Annotated in this window: 18 protein-coding genes; 10 read left to right on the forward strand and 8 right to left on the reverse strand. The window is 53.9% G+C overall.

What is annotated here, in order from left to right; translation table 11 throughout:
• Window positions 1–70: 70 nt before the first annotated feature.
• Window positions 71–1,240, forward strand: a complete 1,170-nt coding sequence (locus R0137_RS11545) for an efflux RND transporter periplasmic adaptor subunit (protein WP_407326560.1) — start codon at window positions 71–73, stop codon at window positions 1,238–1,240.
• Window positions 1,237–4,284 carry an efflux RND transporter permease subunit gene (locus tag R0137_RS11550; RefSeq protein ID WP_407326561.1) on the forward strand — a complete coding sequence of 1,016 codons (3,048 nt, stop codon included), beginning with the start codon at window positions 1,237–1,239 and terminating at the stop codon, window positions 4,282–4,284. Before R0137_RS11545 ends, R0137_RS11550 begins: the two co-directional genes overlap by 4 nt.
• A gap of 26 nt (window positions 4,285–4,310) precedes the next feature.
• Here the strand turns inward: R0137_RS11550 and R0137_RS11555 are convergent, their stop codons facing one another.
• Together R0137_RS11555 and gloB are read right to left on the reverse strand one after the other, a co-directional pair.
• Window positions 4,311–5,663: a LysM peptidoglycan-binding domain-containing protein gene (locus R0137_RS11555; protein ID WP_407326562.1), complete on the reverse strand. Its 1,353-nt coding sequence runs from the start codon at window positions 5,661–5,663 to the stop codon at window positions 4,311–4,313.
• Window positions 5,645–6,439 (reverse strand): hydroxyacylglutathione hydrolase, encoded by a 795-nt coding sequence (gene gloB / locus R0137_RS11560; protein WP_407326563.1) that lies wholly within the window; start codon window positions 6,437–6,439, stop codon window positions 5,645–5,647. The genes R0137_RS11555 and gloB overlap by 19 nt, the downstream gene beginning before the upstream one ends.
• Here gloB and R0137_RS11565 point away from each other — a divergent pair.
• The 3 genes from R0137_RS11565 to dnaQ are packed head-to-tail and all read left to right on the forward strand — an operon-like array spanning window position 6,405 to window position 8,554.
• The gene (locus tag R0137_RS11565) at window positions 6,405–7,343 is read left to right on the forward strand and encodes a class I SAM-dependent methyltransferase (protein ID WP_407326564.1); all 939 of its coding nucleotides are present in this window, start codon (window positions 6,405–6,407) and stop codon (window positions 7,341–7,343) included. The genes gloB and R0137_RS11565 overlap by 35 nt on opposite strands.
• 27 nt (window positions 7,344–7,370) lie before the next feature.
• Complete coding sequence (gene rnhA, locus R0137_RS11570) at window positions 7,371–7,808, forward strand: ribonuclease HI (RefSeq protein WP_407326565.1); 438 nt, start codon at window positions 7,371–7,373, stop codon at window positions 7,806–7,808.
• Window positions 7,809–7,831: 23 nt separating this feature from the next.
• Window positions 7,832–8,554 (forward strand): DNA polymerase III subunit epsilon, encoded by a 723-nt coding sequence (gene dnaQ, locus R0137_RS11575; protein WP_407326566.1) that lies wholly within the window; start codon window positions 7,832–7,834, stop codon window positions 8,552–8,554.
• 22 nt (window positions 8,555–8,576) lie between these two features.
• Here dnaQ and nhaB read toward each other — a convergent pair whose 3' ends face one another.
• Window positions 8,577–10,082, reverse strand: a complete 1,506-nt coding sequence (gene nhaB / locus R0137_RS11580; RefSeq protein ID WP_407326567.1) for a sodium/proton antiporter NhaB — start codon at window positions 10,080–10,082, stop codon at window positions 8,577–8,579.
• 208 nt (window positions 10,083–10,290) lie between these two features.
• On the opposite strand from nhaB, the gene nudC reads away from it, so the two are divergent.
• The 5 genes from nudC (at window position 10,291) to R0137_RS11605 (ending at window position 13,848) form a co-directional block, all read left to right on the forward strand.
• On the forward strand, window positions 10,291–11,109 hold the full coding sequence (gene nudC, locus R0137_RS11585; RefSeq protein WP_407326568.1) for an NAD(+) diphosphatase: 819 nt from the start codon (window positions 10,291–10,293) through the stop codon (window positions 11,107–11,109).
• A 30-nt stretch (window positions 11,110–11,139) separates the two neighbouring features.
• Window positions 11,140–12,207, forward strand: a complete 1,068-nt coding sequence (gene sohB, locus R0137_RS11590) for a protease SohB (RefSeq protein ID WP_407326569.1) — start codon at window positions 11,140–11,142, stop codon at window positions 12,205–12,207.
• Window positions 12,208–12,285: 78 nt separating this feature from the next.
• Window positions 12,286–12,663 (forward strand): DUF2237 family protein, encoded by a 378-nt coding sequence (locus R0137_RS11595; RefSeq protein WP_407326570.1) that lies wholly within the window; start codon window positions 12,286–12,288, stop codon window positions 12,661–12,663.
• Window positions 12,664–12,741: 78 nt separating this feature from the next.
• A complete protein-coding gene (locus tag R0137_RS11600; protein WP_407326571.1) occupies window positions 12,742–13,323 on the forward strand; it encodes a hypothetical protein in 582 nt (193 codons plus the stop codon).
• Window positions 13,324–13,428: 105 nt separating this feature from the next.
• The gene (locus R0137_RS11605; RefSeq protein ID WP_407326572.1) at window positions 13,429–13,848 is read left to right on the forward strand and encodes an arsenate reductase ArsC; all 420 of its coding nucleotides are present in this window, start codon (window positions 13,429–13,431) and stop codon (window positions 13,846–13,848) included.
• Between the two features lie 250 nt (window positions 13,849–14,098).
• Here R0137_RS11605 and R0137_RS11610 read toward each other — a convergent pair whose 3' ends face one another.
• From R0137_RS11610 to R0137_RS11630, 5 genes are all read right to left on the reverse strand, one after another.
• Complete coding sequence (locus R0137_RS11610) at window positions 14,099–14,299, reverse strand: hypothetical protein (protein WP_407326573.1); 201 nt, start codon at window positions 14,297–14,299, stop codon at window positions 14,099–14,101.
• Window positions 14,296–16,023, reverse strand: a complete 1,728-nt coding sequence (locus tag R0137_RS11615) for a SulP family inorganic anion transporter (RefSeq protein WP_407326574.1) — start codon at window positions 16,021–16,023, stop codon at window positions 14,296–14,298. The genes R0137_RS11610 and R0137_RS11615 overlap by 4 nt, the downstream gene beginning before the upstream one ends.
• Entirely contained in the window at window positions 16,020–17,714 is a 1,695-nt protein-coding gene (locus tag R0137_RS11620; RefSeq protein ID WP_407326575.1) for a TIGR01244 family sulfur transferase, read from the reverse strand. Before R0137_RS11620 ends, R0137_RS11615 begins: the two co-directional genes overlap by 4 nt.
• A gap of 4 nt (window positions 17,715–17,718) precedes the next feature.
• Window positions 17,719–18,621 carry an MBL fold metallo-hydrolase gene (locus R0137_RS11625; protein ID WP_407326576.1) on the reverse strand — a complete coding sequence of 301 codons (903 nt, stop codon included), beginning with the start codon at window positions 18,619–18,621 and terminating at the stop codon, window positions 17,719–17,721.
• 112 nt (window positions 18,622–18,733) lie between these two features.
• Entirely contained in the window at window positions 18,734–19,210 is a 477-nt protein-coding gene (locus R0137_RS11630; RefSeq protein ID WP_407326577.1) for a GNAT family N-acetyltransferase, read from the reverse strand.
• Window positions 19,211–19,261 lie beyond the last annotated feature (51 nt).

A 19,261-nucleotide genomic window follows, 5' to 3' on the forward strand; every position in this document is an offset into this window, starting at 1 on the left:
CAAGCGACCCCACGAGATGAGCGTCCCCGTAATGACTAAATCCCGCTTTCACGCGAGCGAACGCACCTTAATGAGTGACAGACCTACTCTTGCCTCCTTTTTGGGCGGTGCTGCCGCGCTGTTGATGCTCTTCGCTGCAGGTTGCTCCGACGCTCCGGTGCCAGAGCAAGGCGCTAAATCTCGTCCCGTGAAAATATTCACTGTCGACAGCGGCTTAGGTTCTGAGATACGACAGTTTCCCGCTACCATCGAGGCAGCGACGCAGGCCGAGTTGTCCTTTCGCGTGGCGGGTCAACTCGAAGCGCTGCCGGTACGAGAGGGCGATGTGGTCGAGGCCGGTCAGGTGATAGCACAGCTGGACGCGACGGATTTTCAGAATACCCTCGAGGATCGGGAGGCGGTGTTTGAGAACACCGAGCGTAACTTCCGCCGCGCGGGTGAGCTCATCGGGTCCGGTAGTATTTCCCAGCTCGACTACGATCGCATGGAGGCGGACTTTCGTTCGGCTCGGGCAGCGCTTGCCCAAGCAAAGGCCGATGTCAGCTACGCGACGCTTCGTGCACCATTCACTGGGAGAATTGCGCGCCGCTATGTCGATAATTTTGAGGAGATCCGCGCCAAACAAAGTATTGTGTATCTGCAGGACTCGGAGCTTCTCGACGTCATTATTGCGATGCCGGAGTCCGTGATTCGCTCCGTCACGACGGGCGGTGAGGCCGAACTGTCTAACGGCTCTATCGAGGAATCCAGTGCTGATCGAGTGCGCGCCATGGCATCTTTCGATAATCGTCCAAATATCAGCTATGCCCTTGAGATAAAAGAGATCGCGACTAGAGCTGACCCGGATACGCAGACCTTTCAAATGACGTTCAGTATGCGCCAGCCCAATGAATTTACAGTTTTACCCGGTATGACCGGGTCCGTGGAGATCGATTTCACAGACGTTGTGTCCACTGAAGCGGTGACTTGGGTGCCCGCAAGAGCGGTACAGGCCGATGCCAACCTCTCCCCAAGAGTGTTCGTTCTGGACGCCGGTAGTATGCAGGTACAGAGCGTGAGCATTGAAACCGGCAGGGTGTCCGGCGACATGATCGAAGTGTTGTCGGGCCTGAATGGTGGAGAAGAGATTGTCGCTGTGGGGGCGAGCTACCTCTCCGATGGCATGCGGGTCACTCGTATGTCTACGGGTGAGCAGGCTGAGCCCCGTGAAGTGACGTCTGACGTAAGCACCGCTCTATGAGTATCGGCGCCTATTCGGTACGCACACCAGTTATCTCGTGGTTGGTCGTCGTCATAATGGTGTTTGGCGGGATCTTCGGTTTTCAAAAGATGGGCAAGCTGGAAGATCCTGCTTTTACTATCAAAATGGCGAAGATTATTACCCAGTACCCAGGTGCATCTGCGCAGGAGGTCCATGATGAGGTGACCTACCACCTCGAAGACGCTATTCAAAAGCTGCCCCAGCTGAAGCGTCTCAAGATGTCCGTATCGCGGCCCGGCCTTTCGGACATCACCATTGAGTTTAAGGATGAGTACGGCGCGGCGGATTTACCCAACGTGTTTGATGAGCTGCGAAGAAAAATCACCGACGTACGCCCCAAGCTCCCCCCGGGCGCTCAGGCCCCCATAGTTATTGACGACTTTGGTGATGTGTATGGCGTTTATCTCATGCTTACAGGGGATGGTTACTCTTGGCGTGACCTCTATGACGTGGCTGATGACATCAAGCGTCAGTTGGTTCTCGTTAAAGGCGTGCGCAAAGTCTCCATTGACGGAGAGCAGCAGGAGGTTGTCTACCTGGACATGTCCCGCTCCCGTTTAGCGGAATTGGGCATTGATCCGGCGACTATCGCTGGCGTGTTGGGCTCGCAAAACTCTGTGGTTGATGCGGGCAACGTGCGAGTCGGTGATGATTACCTTCGCATTAAGCCCACGGGTGAGTTTGATTCGGTGCAGGAAATAGGGGATGTGCTCATCTCGTCCCAAGAGCGAAGCCTCGTGCGCCTTAAGGACATCGCTACCATTACTCGCGCCTACGAAGCTGTGCCGGTCAAAATGTACTATCACAACGGCCAGCGTGCGTTGAGCGTTGGGATCAGTATGGCCCAGGGCGAGAACGTCGTTGAGGTTGGTAAACGTCTGAATCAACGCATCGCTGATTTGCAGTCTCTCACCCCGGTTGGTATGTCTCTGGAAGCAGTTTACGACCAACCGGCGGAAGTCGAAAAGTCCGTGGGAGGTTTCATTGTCAGTGTCGGTCAAGCGGTGGCGATCGTCATCGCGGTACTGCTGCTTTTCATGGGTTTGCGCACGGGATTGATTATCGGGTCCGTGCTGTTGATCACGGTCGCCGGTACGTTGCTACTGATGTATCTGTTCGGTATCGAGCTTCAGCGTATATCTCTCGGCGCCTTGGTTATCGCTTTGGGGATGCTGGTCGATAACGCCATCGTGGTGGCGGAGGGTATGCAGGTCCGGATGCAGTCCGGCATGAAAGCACTGCCGGCGGCGACAGAAGCCGTAGGTAAAACAGTTTGGGCACTGCTTGGCGGAACCGCGATCGGTATTCTGGCGTTTTCCGCTATCGGACTATCGCCGGATAACACGGGCGAGTTCGCCGGCTCATTGTTCTACGTGATACTCATTTCCTTAAGCTTGAGCTGGATAACCGCGGTCAGCACCACTCCATTGCTTTGTGCGCTTCTTCTTAAGCCGGGCGGGCCCGAGCAAGATCTGGATCCCTATGACGGTAAGATGTTTCAGGCCTACCGCGCAGTCGTAGCTTTCGCTGTGGATCACCGTCGTTTTACGCTGGTCTTGGTCGCAGGCCTGTTTGTTCTAGGTGTGGTCGGTTTTGGCAACGTGAAGAGCGGCTTCTTTCCTGCATCGAGTACACCACTGTTTTTTGTGGATATCTATGAACCTGAAGGTTCTGATATCCGGCGAACACGAGATGACACGCTAAAAATTGCGAAATTTCTCCGTGAGCAGCCGGGCGTACAGAAAACGACAACGGTGATAGGTGGAGCGCACCAACGTTTTACGCTAGTTTATGACGCGCGGGAGCCTACGCCGGTGTACAGCCAAATTATTGTGCGTACGGATGACCCGTCTCAGGTTCAGGAGCTGCAGCAGCTCGTGGCTGAAAAGATCCGTAGCGAAGCGCCGTGGATAGACCCGATCGTTAAGTCATTGCGGATAGGTCCCGGACGCGACGCAAAGATTGAGGCGCGTTTTTCAGGGCCTGACGCCACAGTGTTGCGACAGCTCTCTGAGCAAGCCGAAGCCATCATGCGTGATGACGCAGAGGCGGTGGATATTCGCAACGACTGGCGTTCACCGGTCAAGCTGGTTACCCCGATATTTAATGAACAGGTGGGGAGGCAGTTGGGGATCAGCCGAGAAGATCTCGGTGATGCGATGAAGTACGCCTTTGATGGCTTACCGGCCGGAAGTTATCGGGACGGCAATCGAGTGCTACCGCTAAAAATGCGCGCGACAGAGAGCGAGCGCGTAGACGTTGATGCTATGCGCGACGTGCAGATATGGAGCGCCGTACTGGGGCAAACTGTACCGGCCTCTGCCGTCATTTCCGGCTATCGCACTGACTGGGAGAATGCCTTACTCCGCGGTCGCAATCGCATTCAGACCATTATCGCTTCCTGCAACCCCTCGGGAGAGTTGGCCACACCTTTGTTTGACAGAATCCGTCCGCAAATAGAAGCCATTGAGTTGCCCGCGGGCTACTCGGTCTCCTGGGGTGGAGAGTACGAAGACAACGCGAATGCTCAGCAGGGCTTAGGTCGCTCTTTACCCGTCGGTATTCTGTTGATGATCCTCACGAGTATTGTGCTCTTCGGCAAGCTCCGGCAGCCGTTGATCATTTGGCTGACCGTTCCTCTGGCAATTGTTGGTATCAGCGCGGGATTGCTCGCGACCAACGGCGCCTTCGACTTTATGTCGATGCTTGGAGCGCTCTCTCTCATTGGGTTATTGATCAAGAACGCGATCGTTTTGATTGAAGAGATCGATCAACAAATTGCCGAGGGCAAAGACTCTTACGACGCTATTCTCGATTCCGCTGTCTCACGGGCTCGCCCCGTTGTTCTGGCAGCGGGAACGACAATTCTGGGATTGATTCCGCTGCTGTCCGACGTGTTCTTTGTGAACATGTCAGTCACGATTATGGCGGGTTTGGGCTTTGCATCGGTTCTGACATTAACCGTCGTGCCAACGCTTTACGCCGTGTTCTTCGGGATTAAGAAAGAAGAGCGCGTTTCCTGAAGGAGCGGCCGGCGGCTTAGAGTGGCTTAATCGCCCCCAAGAAACAGCGTTAAAGATTGGCCCGGTTGTAGGTAGCGGTCCGGGTCGAGATCATTCCAGTTGATGATTTCGTCGATGGTAATGTCAAAGCGCTCGGCGATTTCGTAAAGAGAGTCACCGCTGCGTACCGTGTAGCCTCGGCGAACTCCTGTACTGCCGCGTTGCGAAAGGGCGAGGCTAGCCTGCCAAGCGGCACTGTCAGGGATCATGAGTGTGTCCCCAGCCCGAATCAAGTTGCCTCTTAGGTTGTTCACTTCGCGAAGCAGGCCGACTTGGGTATCAAAGTTCTTGGCGATGCGAATGAGGCTATCACCCCTCCGGATTCTGTAGTGCTGCCAGGTAACACGCTCTGAATCAGGAAGATTTGAGAGTGCTCGCTCGAGAGGATCTGCCACGGCGACGGGTACGAGAATTTTTCCATCCCCTTGCGGTGCGGTAGCCCAACGCAGTTGCCCTGGGTTGAAGCTTCGTAATTCTATGAGGTCTACACCAGCGAGCTCCGCAGCGCGAAGCATTTCGATTTGCCCGCCCGTTTTGATCGCAGCAAATGACGGCGTGTTAGGTACGTCGGGTAGCGTGACTTCTAAGGCTTCGCTAAAAGCAACGATGGTGCTTAAAGCGATGAGACGAGGCACGTAGCGGCGAGTTTCCCTAGGGAGCTCCAAAGACCAGTAATCTATTGGTAGTCCCTTACTCTGATTGCGCTTGATTGCTCGGTTTACTCGTCCCTTGCCCGAATTGTAAGCGGCGAGGGCAAGGAGCCAATCACCGTCGAAATCGACGCTCAGGGACTCAAGGTAGTCCAAGGCGTGAGTGGTGGAGTCTCGGATGTCCAGTCTGGCATCGAACCACCAGTCTCTGCGCATACCCAGATAATCTGCCGTGCCAGGCATGATCTGCCACAGGCCCGCTGCGCTTTGGTTAGAAATAGCAAAGGGGTTTAATGCGCTTTCGACAAGAGGAAGCATTGCGATTTCTATGGGCATGTCCCGCGCCTCTACTTCTTCCACCAAATGGTAGAGGTAACGCGCGGCGCGAGGCTCGATCAGTTCAAAGTAGCGGGACTGCTTTAAGTAGTGTTCCCGTGCTGCTCCGATGCGCGCGTTGTGCAGGGTATGCATGACCAGCTGGCGGCGAATCCGATCCCAAAGGTCCACAGGTGGCCCTAGGGGCATGTCGTCTTCAAGCTCGCTCGCTGGAGGTAGTATCTCCGCCGCAGGAGTTACGGATGCCGTTGACTCAGTCTGCTTCGTATCCTGAATGCTACAGGCGCTTAAAAAGAGCAGTAGGCAAGCTACCGTAACGCGATAGATGAGTGTTTTCAGAACTGATCCTTCCATGCTCGAAGACCCGCAAAGACCTCTACGGGGTCGCCGCCAGCGCCACGTCCTGTTGATTCAAGACCTTCTGCAAGCTGCGCGTCAGCGCTTCGCAAGAAAGGGTTGGTCGCTAGCTCCAAAGCGATAGTAGAGGGTACGGTTGGGATCCCTTTGGCGCGGAGCGCCAGCGCTTTGGCCTCGCGTTGTTGCAGATCGTCATTGTCAGGATCGGCAGCTCTGGCAAAGGCAAGGTTCGCCAGCGTGTATTCATGGGCACAATAGACGGCCGTTTCGGGAGGCAGAGCCGCTAGCCGATGAAGGGACTCATGCATCATGCCAGGATTCCCTTCGAAAATGCGCCCACAGCCTCCCGCAAAAAGTGTGTCGCCACAAAAAACTGCCGGCTCTTCTCCTGCACGGTAGTAAGCAATGTGATCGAGCGTATGCCCGGGAACAGTAATGATGTCGAAGGAGTAGTCACCTACGACTATGTGATCACCTGCGCCGAGCTCTATATCGATGCCATCAATATTGGGATTGGCAGGGCCATACACCGGACATTCGTGGTCACTCTTAAGCGTTTTCAGTCCACCTACGTGATCGAAGTGATGGTGGGTGATTAAAATGCCGCTGAGTGACAGTCCATATTGCTTTAGGGCTGCTTCTACGGGGGCCGCATCTCCAGGATCAACAACCAAAGCGCTGCGATCTGAGTTTCGAAGGAGCCAAATATAGTTATCGCTGAAGGCGGGGAGGCCTACTATGCTGGGCATAGTGTTGGCGACAGTGCTGGACATAGAATGTTCTCAGTTCGTAAACAAAAAAAGCTTTTTGGAGACGCCCTATATTTACCGCAGTCAGTCGTTGCATGCAGGCACTAGTCTGGCTACTCTCGTTATCGTGAAGAGCGTCGCGAACATGCAGTCTATCGAGATTTCCCGAGCTCTGGAATCCTGGTACGCAAGAGATTCCGGCGAAGAGCTCTGCACCGCGATTCGACAGTGTTTGGAACCCGTCCTCGGCCTGTCTTTTGGTTATCACATACTTCAGATAGGCCCCCTCGCACAGCGAAGTTTGATTGCCGACAGTCCCATTAATCATCAAATTTTTGCGAGTGGCGCCGTTGATCGCTCTGCGTCTCTGTATTGTCATGGTGATGAGCTACCCCTAGAGAGTGACAGCGTAGATACTGTGGTTGCCTTCCATGCCCTCGAATTTGACGAGCATCCTCATGGCAGCCTCCGTGAGATGCAGCGGGTGCTTAGACCCCATGGTCACCTGATCGTAGTGGGCTTCAACCCCTACAGCCTTTTAGGCGCTGCGCACTATGCCCGAGGCCTGCACAAGGGCAGTCTTTGGAACAGGCAGCGGCATCGCCCCGTAAGTCTCCACCGACTGACCGACTGGTTGAGGTTGCTTGATTGCGAGCTAGAGGGCTCACAGCAGCTCTTCCCCGTACCGCTCGCGGGAACGGGGCGATTGCGGAACTTCGCCGGTCGCGTTGACGAGTGGGCGTCCGACCATGGTCTTCCGGGCGGGAGCGTATACATCGCCCACGCTATCAAGCAGATAGCCGGGGTTCGTCGCCCGCGTAGCTTGAAGGTGCGGGCGCGGGAAAGCTTTAGAGGGCTCAGTGTCGCGAGCAGTCCGGCCCCCACTCCTCGGCAGCCGCGCAGCGATAATAGCGATCTAGCGGCCTAAATCCATCTTCGAAGAGTTTAAGATTGTATGAAACGCGTTGAGTTGTTCACGGATGGGGCCTGCCGTGGAAACCCCGGCCCTGGTGGTTGGGGCGCACTACTGTCCTACGGTAAAAATGAACGCGAGCTCTATGGCGCTGCAGCGGACACCACCAACAACCGCATGGAGCTTAGTGCTGCGATTGAGGGCTTAGCGGCTTTGAGTGAACCTTGTGAGGTGACCCTGGTCACTGACTCGACCTATGTTATGAAAGGTATTACCGAATGGCTGCCCAACTGGAAACGCCGAGGCTGGAAGACCGCGGCGAAAAAGCCCGTCGCTAACGCTGATCTTTGGCAACGCCTCGAAGCCGAGTGCCAGAGGCACACGATCGAGTGGGAATGGGTGAAAGGACATAGCGGTCATCCGGGAAATGAACGGGCAGACGCGCTAGCTAATAAAGCCATCGACGAAATGCTCTCCTAGTCTGAATATCAGGGATTACTGAAATGCGACAAATAGTCTTGGACACCGAGACCACGGGGCTCGAAGTTAGTCAGGGCCATAGAATTATTGAGATCGGTTGTGTTGAGTTGGAAAACCGCCAGCTGACGGGCCGTCACTTTCATCGTTACATCAACCCCGAACGGGATATCGACGCTGGCGCTATCGAAGTCCATGGGATTACGGCGACGTTTCTCGCTGACAAGCCAGTGTTTGCGGCTGTCGCAAAGGACTTCGTTGACTTTGTTGATGGCGCAGAGCTGATTATTCACAACGCGCCCTTCGATATTGGATTTCTTGACAGCGAACTGAGCCGTCTAGACGCCACGGCTCTGCCTCTCGCAAAACGCTGTGAAGTAACTGACACCCTGATTATGGCCAGGAGCCGGCACCCGGGGCAGCGTAACAGCCTAGACGCACTCTGCGGACGTTACGGCGTTGACAACTCCAGCAGGGATCTTCACGGCGCGCTTTTAGATGCTGAGATTTTGGCGGACGTGTATCTGACGATGACGGGCGGGCAAACCGCCCTTGCGCTTGGGGGCACCGATGATGGCAGTCAGGGAAGGGCCCGATCGAGCGGCCTTCGCCGCCTTCCTGCAGACCGAGCTAGGTTACCGGTCATACAGCCATCAGCCGACGAACTTGCAGCTCACGAGGCGCAACTGGATAGCATCGCTTCGGCGGGAGTTGAGCCGCTATGGAGACATCTCTCCAATAGCGGCTAGCGCGTGATATGGCTCCGCGGTATTAGATAAACAGCGTTACGCAGGCGAGGCCAACACCGCCCATGACTATCGTGTAGGGCAGGGCCATGATCACCATGCGTCCGTAGGACAATCGGATAAGTGGTGCAAGAGCAGAGGTGAGCAAAAACAAGAATGCCGCCTGACCATTTGGCGTCGCTACGCTCGGCAAGTTGGTTCCGGTATTGATAGCAACCGCCAGTTGATCGAACTCCATACGACTGATGGTGCCGGCGTCCAAAGCGGCTTTTACTTCGTTGATATAGACCGTCGCAACAAACACGTTGTCGCTAATCATCGACAATACGCCATTTGCTATGAAGAACATTCCCGGCCTGATATCCGAATCCATTGCCAAAACAGCGTCGATAACCGGCGTAAACAAGTGTTGATCGTGTATGACAGCTACTATGGCAAAGAACACAACCAGTAGCGCGGTAAACGGTAGTGCTTCTTCAAATGCGTGACCAATCTGATGCTCTTCAACGATGCCGTTAAAGGCAGTTAGCAGAACAATGACCATGAGACCTATAAGTCCTACCGCCGCCCAGTGCATTGCCAGGCCGAGCACGAGTATCACGGCTACCAAAGCTTGTACGACGAGCCGTGCGACATCGCGGGTGTTTCGCTCCGAGTCAGCTTTTTCCTGAAACTCATTCAGCACCAAGCGCACGGATTCAGGCAACTTGGCACCGTAGCCAAACTTACCCGACCATTCCAAAAGGGCACAGGTCATAAGTCCGCAGACTAGCACCGGCATCGTCACCGGGGCCATAACGGTTACAAATTTAATAAAATCCCAATCGGCAACTGAGGCGATGAGCAAGTTCTGAGGCTCGCCTACGAGGGTGCACACGCCACCAAGCGCCGTACCCACCGCACCATGCATGAGCAGCGAGCGGAGAAACGAGCGGAAATTTTCCAGATCTTCCCTGTGGTTCGCCTGCACGTCCGTATCATTGCCGTGATCATGGCTGTCATGGTGCGAACCTTTTCCTGAGGCGACCTTGTGATAAACGGAATAGAAGCCCACGCCGACGCTGATTAATACGGCGGTTACTGTTAGGGCATCAAGAAAAGCGGATAGAAACGCCGCGACCAGGCTAAACAGCAGAGACAGAACAACCTTGGAACGGACTTTCAGTAGGATACGGGTAAACACGAAGAGCAGCAGGTCTTTCATGAAGTAAATGCCGGCGACCATGAACATCAACAGCAATATGACTTCGAAGTTTGCTTCCGTTTCATGGAAGACCGAGTAGGGACTGGTCATACCCAGCACCACAGCCTCGATAGCGAGGAGCCCTCCTGGCTGGAGAGGGTAGCAGCGCAGCGCCAAAGCCAGAGTGAAGATGAACTCCCCAATCAAAACCCAGCCTGTTGCGAAGGGCCCGATGGTGTAGAGCAACACCGGATTGATCAGTAGAAATCCGATGATCGCCTTTTTATACCAGCCCGGTGATGGCCCAAGAAAGTTGTGCCAAAACGCCTGCGCTGCAGATTCGCTCATGGGTCTTCCTCTCAAAATGTGACCTCAAGTGTACGGTATTGAAGAGGCGCAAGTAAGGCGCTGAGCGTAGATCTTTGGTCGGAATAGGGGCAGATATTGGGCGTATTGCCCCTTGCGACCTTCTTCGCCGCTGCATAGGATAGCGGCCCTTTTCCCTGAAGCTGATGAGACCTGCATATCGTCAGGCGTAGCTGGAGTTACTACTCACATGTTGGATCTCGACCAGTCGGCACCCGATCACCGCAATGACGCACTTCACATCGTGTTTCAACGTGGCAAGCTGGTCATGGACATGCGGTCCCGGCAGCCATGTATTCTCGGAGAGATCGATATCTCACAGAACCAATGGCCAGTTGCAAGGGAGCGCTATATTGGACATTGGTCCGGGCAGGCATGTTTCGCCATCGAAATTTCTGAAAGCTCTGATATCGACGCCATGCGCTATCAAGCGGGCAGTCTTTATCAGCTTTTAGGGCGTGTGGATGATGGCGTGTTTGCGTTAGCGGGGCGTGCTGCGCAGCTTTTAGATTGGGAGCGCGATCATCAGTTTTGCGGTCGCTGCGGACAGTCAATGACAACTGCAGACGGTGAGCGTGCCTTAGGCTGTGCCACTTGCAAGACCACGCTTTACCCCAGAATTTCGCCCTGCGTCATCGTGTTGATTACTAAGGGAGACGAAATGCTCCTGGCACGTAACGCGCGTTTCCCGAGGCCGATGTACAGCTCTCTGGCAGGGTTTATTGAAGCCGGGGAGAGCGCCGAAGACACCTTACGCCGTGAAGTACGCGAGGAGGTCGGCGTGGAAGTCGGCGAGATTCAATACTTTGGTTCTCAATCGTGGCCGTTCCCGAACCAACTCATGCTCGGCTATTTTGCCGAATACGCCAGTGGCGAGATCACCCCGGATATGGATGAAATCGCTGAGGCTAACTGGTACCACCCCAAAGATCTGCCGCCGGTGCCTCCACCCTCATCAATAGCCGGGCAGCTTATCCAGTACCATTGTCGACGAACGCAAGCAGGGTAGTCGGCAGTCCCTCCACTCTCAGGAACCTCTATGGAATTTCTCTCTCAATACGGACTCTTTCTGGCGCAGGCGATGACGATAGTCGTCTCGGTAGGACTTATTGTTTTGCTTATTGCTGCTGCGTCGCAACGTCATCGCGGTGAAAGTAACGGTCATATTGAAGTCCACAAGCTCAACGAACGTTATAAAGAACTCCGAGAAACGCTTCGGGATGCCACCTTAGATCCTGCCCTACGCAAAGAGTCACAGAAAGCGGAAAAGAAGGCAGAGAAAAAGAAAGCAAAAGAAGAAGCAAAGGCCGCCAAAAAACAGGTGAAGTCTGGCAGTGAAGAGGCCGAGGAGCAGCCCAAGCTTTACGTGCTGGATTTTGATGGCGATATTCGCGCGTCGGCGGTCGAGCAGCTCCGAGAAGAAGTCTCAACGCTGCTCGGTGAGCTGCGTGAAACCGACGAGGTGCTCCTACGACTCGAAAGTGGCGGGGGCATGGTCCATAGCTATGGTTTGGCATCCAGTCAGCTGCAGCGTATTCGGAACAAGGGTATAAATCTGACTGTGGCAGTAGACAAAGTGGCAGCGAGCGGGGGCTACATGATGGCCTGTGTGGCCAACCAGATTATTGCTGCGCCTTTTGCGATCATCGGCTCTATCGGTGTGATTGCGCAATTACCCAATTTCCACCGCGTGTTGAAGAAGAACGATATAGATTTTGAGGTTCTTACAGCGGGTGAGTACAAGCGAACACTCACGGTGTTCGGCGAGAACACTGACAAGGGACGAGACAAGTTCAAAGAAGAGCTCGAAGACACCCATGTACTCTTCAAGCAATTTGTGAAAGAAAATCGCGAAGTGGTTGATATTGATAATGTTGCTACTGGTGAAACATGGTTTGGTCAGCGTGCCCGTGACGTCAATCTTGTGGACTCACTTCAGACCTCGGATGAGTACATTCAGGCTAAGCTCGACACTCACGGGGTTTATGAATTGAGTTACGTGCCCCGTAAAAACTGGCAGCAAAAGCTCGGCATTGCCGCGGAGAACGCCTTGGAACGAAGTTTTCTCAAGCTTTGGCAGGCGGCTCTTACAAGGCCGAAGCAATAGTTGGGAAATAATAAGGGCGACAGGCTCTGTAATCTTCGAGTGTAGACATTTCTTTATCCTTAGCCTTGGAGTGCAAAAGTGACACAAGCTGAATCACTGAATGTCTTTGCTGAGCCGCTGGAAACCTGCGGCACCGACCCTGTTACGGGTTTCTTTCGCGATGGCTGCTGCAATACCAGCAAACAAGACCTCGGTTCACATACTGTCTGTGTCGAGCTCAGTCAGGAGTTCCTGGAGTTTTCTCGCAGTCGGGGCAACGATCTTATGACCCCCATGCCACAGTTCGACTTCCCCGGATTGTCAGCCGGTCAACGCTGGTGCCTTTGCGCGACGCGATGGCTCGAAGCCCACAAAGAAAGCAAGGCTCCACGAGTCTATTTGCGAAGAACCCATTCTCGCGCACTTGAAACTGTTCCCATGGAGATACTTCGAGGCTACGCTCTGGATCTCAGCTAGCGAACTCCAGTTAACGTTCGGCCAGTGCAACGATACTGTGTTGCCGAGTCAGCAACTCGTAGAAAAGGATAAATCGCTTTGAGTAACTTCTCGCCACGACAGCACCGCACGCATATTGAGAGTCTTTGGCGGTTTCTGGCGCTCGTAGCCGTTCTCGTGGGCTACTTCGTTTACATGAGCTGGAAGTTTGACGCCGCGACAGGGGCTTGGCTTGCACTACTCAGCTGGAGCTTTTTTGTTTTGTGCACGCCCGTCGCTGATGGGGGCTTTATTGTGGCTTTTCCCGTACGGCTTTTGTTCGGTACCAGGATGCTGTTAACACAGGTGGTTGTGTGGATCGTGGCGATAGCGATTAACGTTGCAGCAATGCAATACGCGCCGTCAAACTATGCTGACACGGAACTCACCAATCTTCTTTCCAAAATCCTGAACACACCCTGGCCTTACTGGAGCATTCTCGCGATCTCAGCGGCAGGCACGGGTATGTCGATTTGGTTTGGCGATGAAATGATGGATGTCACCTCTCACGCCGATCGCGCCAAGCATCATCAACATGGTTTTAAGTACAAGTTTGTGGTCATAGCTGGCTTTGCGGTACTGACGATCCTCGCTTACTACCATTTACTGTCGGATCTAGGGATCGCCTTACCTACGAGCTAGAAGAGCCCTAACCATGCTTCTAACTAAGACCAGCGGGATTCTAGAGTGCTGAAGGTTTTGTTTATTTGTACGCATAATCGGTGTCGCAGCATCCTGTGCGAAGCAATGACACGCCAGCGCGGAGAGCAACGTGTCTTAGCTTACAGCGCTGGAAGCCAGCCAAGCGGTGAAGTGCACCCAGATACGCTGCAACAACTTGAACAGCGCGGAATCGAAACCTTAGATCTGCGAAGCGAGTCTTGGGATGCCTACGCTGAGCTTGCTCCGGATGTGGTTGTCACTGTCTGCGACAATGCGGCTGGGGAGCAGTGTCCGCTCTGGCTAGGGAAGTCGATAAAGGTGCACTGGGGCCTTCCCGATCCTTCTCGTATAGAGGGGTCGGAGCAAGCACAGGCAGAGGCCTTTGCTACAGTTATTCAGACTATCGATGGTTGGCTCACTAAAGTCCTCCAATTGGATTTTGAGAATCTATCGCGCGACGACCTTGCCGCTGCATTACAGCAGATACCTAACGAAGGCTCATGACTTCTGAGTTGAAGTGGAGCGGTTACGACCGTTACTGTCGAACGGCACATTTCTGTTCGAGAGCCTTCGATGAGCGATTTCAAGTAGCCTTTGCAGCGTGCGTTAAGCGGAGCTTTGTGGACCTTTCTGGCCTAAGCAACACTCCCCTTGGTTGCCGAGCCGGCATTCGGAGAGTAGCTGCGCCGAGAGGTGTTTGGCCCCGTATACTTACTGCCTTACTTACTGCCTTGCTAACTGCGATTCCTTAGCGTTACTCGCAGAGCGTTCTTTGCAACATCGCGCGGTTGGCGAGAGCGTCCTGATCTGATTCTTCAGCCAATATTGCTGCACTCACGTCGCTCTGTGGGTTGAGGCAGGGGTCACTTTGAGATGCGTCGAGAGTCAGAAAGTAGGCTAAAGCAGCGATGCCAATAACTACGAATGCCGACAGCAACTGTAGAGCTCGGCTCATGACTCGGCTGCCGGTTTCAGCGCCTCACATGCCTGATGTTGAGTAAGAAATACCTCTCCAGACAGGCGCTCAAGAAAATCCGTACGTTCCAAAGCATCCATCACAGGACCCTTAACTTCACTCAGATGAAGCATTATCCCTTGTTCTTTGAGTCGCAGGGTAACTGCTTCCAATGCCTCGAGCGCGCTAAGGTCGATGGCGTTAACAGCGGTGCACTGCAAAATGATGTGCTTGAGTCCAGCGTCATGCTCAGCGATCACCGCATAAATTGCGCTCTCCATGTATCCGGCATTTGCAAAGTAAAGGCTCTCATCGATGCGTAGCGACACAATGCTGGCGTGGGTAATCACATCGTGCCGGTTAACGTTGCGAAAGTGCTCGGTGCCGGGGACTTCGCCTACGATAGCGATGTGTGGCTGTGAGGTTTTGTGCAAGTGCAAACTGATCGACGCGACAATACCCGCAAGTACGCCGAGCTCCACACCAAAGAACAGCGTACTGAGTATGGTGACCATCACTGCCGTAAAGTCGCTTCTTGAATAGCTCCAGGCAAGTTTTACGAGTCCGAAGTCAATCAAGGAGGTGACGGCCACGATGATCGTCGCGGCCAATGTTGCTTTGGGTAAGAAATACAAAATTGGCGTTAGGAAAAGGGCGGCGGCAGCTATGCCAAATGCCGTGAGCACGCTGGCAAGCTGCGTTTGTGCACCTGCATCAAAATTTACCACTGAGCGAGAAAAACCGCCCGTGACAGGAAAGCCGCCGGAAACCGCAGATGCAACGTTCGCCGCGCCGAGGGCGACGAGCTCCTGGTTAGCATCTATTCGTTGTCGTCTTTTGGCGGCAAGAGTTTTTCCTACGGATACCGACTCCACGAAACCTATCACGCTGATTAAGAGTGCCGACACCGCCAGCTCAGACCACAACTCAAAATCGATTTCGGGAATGGCGAAAGCGGGGAGCCCCTGGGGTACTTTACCGACCAGTGCCACCCCCAGATTTTCGAAGCCATAGAAAACGCTCGCCAAAGTCGTTGCGATGATTACCAGCACCGGTCCGGCCTTTACGAGCATCGACGCGGCCTTAGGGCTCATTCCAATGCGTCTTAGCAGTGGCGCGAACCCTGATCGAACCCAAAACAGAAAGACCAGCGCGGCGACCCCCGTTGTTGTAGTCACGGTGTTGATCTGGGATAGATTGCTTAGCAAGGTGCCAGCTAAGGTTGGCAGAGTCTCCCCATGGGCCTCGATTCCGAATATGTGCCGCAATTGCGATAAGGCGATAATGATGCCCGAGGCCGTTATGAATCCCGAAACCACAGGATGAGACAGCAAATTGGCAAGATAACCAAAGCGCATTAAGCCCATGCCTATGAGCATCGCACCCGATAGTAATGCCATCGCAACTGCAGCTGAGGCATAACCCAAACTCCCCGTGGCAGCAATTTTCCCTACCGAGCTTGCTGTCATTAAGGACACAACGGCAACAGGGCCAACGGACAGGGTTCGGCTGCTTCCGAAGATCGCGTAGGCAAGCAAGGGCAGAACGCTCGCATAAAGGCCCATCTCTGCCGGGAGGCCAGCCAGTAATGCATAGGCAAGCGACTGGGGAATCAGCATTATCGTGACGATCACTGCTGCGAGGCTATCGCTCGCTAAGGCGTCACGGTTGTAGCTACTCAGCCAATCTAGCGGCGGTAGTAAGCCTCGCAGCCAATGCTTCATGCGTCGGCCTTACTACGCTCCGGATTAACCATCCACTCTTTGCCTTTCAGCATTCCTTTCCAATAAATTGGTGGGAGAATTTGCTCTTTCAAGATCCACGCCAGTCGTGTGGGGCGCTGTCCATTGAGCAGCCATTTGGGGAAGCTGGGAAGTAGTTTTCCGCCGTAGCCGAACTCAGCGAGAACGATCTTGCCCTTTTCAACGGTGAGAGGACAGGAGCCGTAGCCGTTGTAGTGGGCAACGCCCGCTACTCGATTCATGTCGTGAAGGAGGTTGTTTGCTACGATTGGGGCTTGCATGCGGGCAGCAGCAGCAGTTTTCGCATTTGGTGCGTTCATGACATCACCGAGGCTCCACACGTTTGTGTAGCGTTTGTGTTGAAGTGTGTTCTGATCAACATCAATCCAGCCGGCATCGTCGGCTAGCGGGCTTTGGCGGACAAAATCAGGCGCGGTCTGGGGAGGGCAGACATGAATCATGTCAAAGTCTGAGCTCACTTCTACCGTAGCGCCGCTCTCGTCCTGTGTTTCAAACCACGCTGTCTTCGCGTCGCCGTCAATGCGGGTCAATCGATGGCCAAAGTTCAGTGTGGCCTTATAGCGATCGATGTATTCCATAAGAGCTGGAACGTATTCCTTGACACCGAAGAGTACCGGGCCCGCATTGAAGAAGCTGATATCAATGTTGTTCAACACACCAGCACGGCGCCAGTGGTCCCCCGACAGATACAAAGCTTTTTGCGGCGCGCCGGCGCACTTAATCGGCATGGGCGGCTGAGTAAACAGCGCCTTACCTTTCTGAAGACTACTGACTAACTCCCAGGTGTAAGGTGCCAAGTCATAGCGATAGTTCGAGGTGACGCCATTGCGTCCAAGGGTTTCTACCAGGCCATCGACGCCGTGCCAGTCCAGTTTTATACCCGGTGCAACGATAAGTCGGTCGTAATGGACGGGATGGCTATCTTCAAGCAGTACTCGATTTTTTTCGGGTTCAAAATTGCCGACTGCTGATTTGATCCATCGTACGCCCTCGGGAATAAGAGATGCCATTGTTTTTACGGTATCTTCCTGACGGAAAATCCCTCCGCCTACCATCGTCCAGCCTGGCTGGTAATAGTGAACCTCGGCGGGATCAATGATTGCGATGGAGAGAGCCTGTGTACGCGCCATGAGGCTGGACGCTACGGAGATACCCGCCGCCCCGGCGCCAACAATGACGATGTCGTAATGATCTTTCTTTGCTGCACCTCCGCCTGCCAGTTTTGGCTCGCTGGCGAGGGCGCCTCCAAGAGCATCGCTGAGGTCATAGCCGCAGTCTTTGGCGATGCGAAGTAGTTCGGCGTCATTTACGCCCTGTTTACGCTGATGCAGGCTCCATAGCGTGATAGATCGCGTGCCTGTCCGGCAAAACGCATGGACAGGGGCCTCCATTTTTGAAATGGCGCTGGAAAAGTCTTCAACATCCGTAGCAGAGAACTTTCCCGACACGATGGGCACGTAAGCAAGGGCTATACCCGCCGCTTCCGCAGCACTTCTGATTTCCGTAATTGTCGGTTGATCATTTGCCTCGCCGTCTGGGCGATTACAGATCAGTGATTTCACGCCTGCCCCGACAAGTGTCGGAATGTCACTTGCGGTGATTTGTGTCGAAACCGAAAAGGACTCGGTAACAGGTATCAGCGTTAGGCTCATTTTTTTATTCCTTTGCTGCGAGGTTGGAAAGGTCTGGGCCGCCAAATGCATTGAGTGGCAGTTTTAAGAAAAAACGTTCTCCGCTTTCAGGGGGAGGAACGTGACCGGCGCGCATGTTTATCTGTAGCGACGGCAAAATCAGATTCGGCATGCCCAGGGTTTTGTCTCGCTTCTCACGCATCGCCACAAACTCTTCTTCACTGATCCCTGCCTTGACGTGAATATTGGCTTCGAGCTCTGCTGAAACCGAGGTCTCAAACTGGAGTTCGCGATCGTTTGGCATGTAGTCATGACAAACAAAGATACGAGTAGCTTCGGGTAAGGCGAGGATTCTCTTGATAGAGCGAAAGAGCGTGGCGGCGTCGCCTCCGGGGAAGTCGCAACGCGCTGTTCCGAAATCTGGCATAAACAATGTGTCGCCTACGAAGGCCGCGTCGCCAAGTATGTAGGCCATGCAGGCGGGGGTGTGCCCCGGAGTGTGCATGGCGTAGCCCTCAAGGGAGCCAATGTTGATGCTGTCTCCTTCGGAAAGAAGCACGTCAAATTGGGAGCCGTCTCTAAGGAAGCCCGCTTCAGAATTAAACACGCCACCAAACACCGTTTGAACCGTCGTTATCTCTGATCCAATCGCGATTTTCCCGCCAAGTTTTTGTTGCAGATAAGGGGCGGCAGACAAGTGGTCGGCATGTACATGGGTTTCTAAAATCCACTCGAGAGATAAACCCTGCGTTTGTACGTGTTCAATGACGGCATCCGCGCCCTCGTAGCTGATAGTGCCGGATGGATAGTCGAGATTAAGTACGCTGTCGACGATAGCGCAGGCGTTACTGCCGGGGTCTTTGACGACGTAGGTGAGCGTATTAGTGGGTGCATCAAAAAAGTGTGTGACGTCGGCTGTAGCTGTCATGTCATGCGCTCCTGTTAACTGCTTCTATATAATCTATAGCAATAAGCATATAACCAAAGTATAACGCAGTCTTGAGCAAAGAAAATTGATCTGTGTCGTTTTTCTGTTTGTTCTAGATCTGGTGGCCATCCGAATTGAGGCTGAGATGGAGCTCCATATCGATCCGGTGCATATCAGGGCCCCAGCCATCTCGTATCGTTTTGACTTCAAATGCTGAGAATTTAGTGAAGAACGGTGCTGATTTGTGGCTCGCTGCAATACATAGCACTGTGGTTTTCAGTTCTATTGCTCGAGCAACTGCTCGCTTCATGATTGTCGATCCAAGGCCGAGCCCCTGACTCTCTCGTGCCAAAAGTATCCAGTTCAGTGAACTATGCCGCCCTCTACCCGACACGCCATAGGCACCGACGACCCTGTCGTTTCGCGTCGCTACGACGTACGAGGGCGTTTCTCTTAAAAACCCTTCGTAATCAGCGCGCTCGTTTGGGGCAAAAAACTCTGGACAGTTCTCGTCAAAAAGCGCCAGGCAGCACGCGAGGTCGTCGGGGCGATAAGTCCTGAAGCTGGCGGTGTTTTGAAGTGCGGGCATTGCCAGAGTATCTGCTGGGCATCTCGCTCGATGCAAGGATTAGCCGCTACA

The organism is Congregibacter brevis (assembly GCF_045689245.1).
Lineage (GTDB): Bacteria > Pseudomonadota > Gammaproteobacteria > Pseudomonadales > Halieaceae > Congregibacter > Congregibacter brevis.